The organism is Streptomyces sp. BK79 (assembly GCF_044142145.1).
Taxonomy (GTDB): domain Bacteria; phylum Actinomycetota; class Actinomycetes; order Streptomycetales; family Streptomycetaceae; genus Streptomyces.
Genome location: NZ_JBHVOC010000062.1, coordinates 1 through 3,219, shown reverse-complemented (window position 1 = coordinate 3,219; position 3,219 = coordinate 1). Strand labels below are relative to the sequence as shown.

Here is a 3,219-nt window from a genome sequence, read left to right as displayed (position 1 = left end):
ATGCAGAACACCGGAGGTGCCGCCGAGCCGGCGGAGCTGGGGCTCGGCGATGCCCGGCATCCGCTGCTCGGTTCCGTCGTCACCGTCGCGGGGGACGACAAGGTCGTCTTCGCCGGGCGGCTGGCGCTGCGCACACACCCCTGGCTGGCCGACCACACCGTGCTCGGTGTGGTGTTGCTGCCCGGAACGGCCTTCCTCGAACTGGCGGTGCGCGCCGGTGAGGAGGTGGGCTGTCCGGTCGTACAGGACCTGACGCTGCACCAACCGCTGGTCGTACCCGAGCGGGGTGCCGTGCAGGTGCAGATGGCTGTGGGTGCACCGGAAGCCGATGGGCGGCGTGAGGTCCGGGTGTACTCCCGCCCCGACGACGACGCGGAGCACGAGTGGACGCTGCACGCCGGTGGGCTGCTGGCGTCGGCCGACCCGGCGGAGCCCGCCGTGGCGGCCGGAGCCTGGCCGCCGCCGGAGGCGCAGGCCGTGGACCTCGACGGCTTCTACGCCGGACTCGCCGAGCACGGCTACCACTACGGCCCGCTGTTCCAGGGCGTCCGGGCCGCGTGGCGGCTGGGCGACGACGTTCTCGCCGAGGTCGTGCTGCCCGAGGCGACCGGTGCCGACGCCGCCCGGTACGGCATGCATCCGGCCCTGCTCGACGCTGTCCTGCACGCGGCACGGCTGGGTGCCTTCCGGGAGCGGCCGGAGGAGAAGTACCTGCCCTTCGCCTGGGAAGGCGTGACCCTGCGGACCAGCGGAGCGACCGCCGTACGCGTGCGAATCTCCAGGGCGGGCACCGACGCCATCCGGCTGGACGTCACCGACACCGCGGACTGGCCGGTGCTCACGGCCGAATCGCTTACGCTGCGACCGGTCTCCGCCGGTCAGCTCATGGCCGTCCCGCGCGACTCGCTGTTTCGGGTCGACTGGGTTTCCGTGCCCGCCGCCGACGATTCCGGTCTGCGGCTGGCCCGTGCCGCCACCGTGGAGGAGGCCCTCGCGGCGGACGCCGACATCGTGCTCGTTCCCTGCCTCGACAGCGAGAGTCCGCATCGGGCGACGTACGACGCACTGGAACTGCTGCAGCGCTGGCTGGCCACCGACACCGGCACCACCACGCTCGCCCTGTTCACCCACCGTGCCGTGGCGGTCGGCGACGACGTCCACGACCTCCACCACGCACCTCTGTGGGGCCTGGTCCGCACCGCCCAGACCGAGCACCCCGACCGCTTCCGGCTCGTCGACTCGGACGACCCCGAACCGACGACGGACGTCCTGGCCGCGGCGCTCGCCACCGGGGAACCCCAGGTCGCGATCCGTGACGGCGCCGTCCTGGCCCCGCGGCTGACCGCGGCCTCCGCGCCGCAGGAGCCGGCCGAGTGGGACGCCGAGGGAACAGTCCTCATCACCGGCGGATCGGGTGCCCTGGCAGGGCTCGTGGCCCAGCACCTCGTCGAACGTCACGGCGTACGCCGACTCGTCCTCGCGAGCCGCAGCGGCAGGCCCGCCCCGGGCGCCGACCTGCTCGACGCCGACGTCACGGCCGTGTCCTGCGACGTCTCCGACCGCGACGCCGTGGCCGCACTGCTCGCCTCCGTGCCGGACGACCACCCGCTCACCGCCGTCGTGCACACCGCAGGCGTACTGGACGACGGCGTCTTGCACGCCCTCACGCCCGAGCGCATCGACACTTCGTTCGCGGCGAAGGTCGACGGCGCCCGCCATCTCCACGAACTCACCTCCCACCTGGATCTCACCGCGTTCGTGCTGTTCTCCTCCGCGTCGGCCGTGCTGGGCGCCGCCGGACAGGGCAACTACGCCGCGGCCAACGCCTACCTCGACGCGCTCGCCGCCCACCGCCGCAGGAACGACCTGCCCGCCGTGTCCCTCGCGTGGGGACTGTGGGCCGAGCACGGCGGCATGGCCCGCGGCCTCGGCGACGCCGAGCTGACGCGGATCTCCCGGATCGGCGTCACCGCACTGAGCGCGGAGGACGGCATGCGGCTGTTCGACGCCGGATGCGCCGGCGATCAGTCACAGCTCGTGCCGATGCGGGTGGACACCGCAGCGCTGCGCGCCCGGCGCGACCACCTTCCCGCACCGATGTGGAGCCTGGTCCCCGAGCGGACGCGATCGGCACGTACACAGCCTGCCGCCTCGCTTCGGGACAGGCTCGCCGAACTGACCGTCCTCGAACGCAAGCGCACGGTCCTCAACCTGGTGCGCAACGCGGTCGCCGACACACTCGGCTACAACGCTGCCGACGGCGTACCGCCCGACCAGAGCCTCGACGCCGCCGGGTTCGACTCGCTCACCGCTGTCGAGTTCCGCAACCGGCTCTCCGCCGTCATCGACCTGCGCCTGCCCGCCACCCTCACCTACGATCACCCCACCCCCGCGGCCATCGCCGAGCACGTCCTGACCCGCCTCACCCTGCTGGAGGAGACCGCCGCCCCGGCCGTCGGCACCGCCCCGGCCGCGGCGCCGTCCGAGGACGACCCGGTCGTCATCGTGGGCATGGCGGGCCGCTTCCCCGGCGGCGTGCGCACACCTGAAGGCCTGTGGGACCTCGTCCACTCCGGCATGGACGCCATCTCGGAGTGGCCCACCGACCGCGGCTGGGACGTGGAGAACCTCTACGACCCGGACCCCGACGCCGTCGGCAAGTCGTACGTACGGCACGGCGGATTCCTGCACGAGGCAGGCGAGTTCGACGCGGGCTTCTTCGGGATCTCGCCGCGTGAGGCGCTGGCGATGGATCCGCAGCAGCGGCTGCTGCTGGAGTGCTCCTGGGAGGCCCTGGAGCGGGCCGGCATCGACCCGGCCACGCTCAGGGGCAGCCGGTCGGGCGTGTACGCCGGAGTGATGTACCACGAATACGCCTCCCGCCTGGGCGCCGCGCCCGCAGGCTTCGAGGGCACACTCGGCACCGGGAGCTCGGGCAGCATCGCCTCCGGGCGCATCTCCTACACATTCGACTTCACCGGGCCCGCGGTCACCGTCGACACCGCATGTTCCACCTCCCTCGTCGGCATGCACCTGGCCGCGCAGGCTCTGCGGACCGGTGAGTGCGAACTGGCTCTCGCTGGCGGCGTCACCGTCATGCACACGCCACGTCCCTTCGTCGAGTTCTCCCGCCAGCGCGGCCTGGCCGCGGACGGCCGGAGCAAGGCTTTCGCGGCCTCCGCCGACGGGGTGGCCTGGGCCGAAGGCGCCGGAATCCTC

General features: G+C 73.0%; 1 protein-coding gene. It reads left to right on the top strand.

Annotated elements, in window-relative coordinates; translation table 11 throughout:
* The coding region (locus ACFIF2_RS35725; protein WP_395577459.1) for a type I polyketide synthase at positions 1-3,219 on the top strand (3,219 nt) is incomplete at both ends.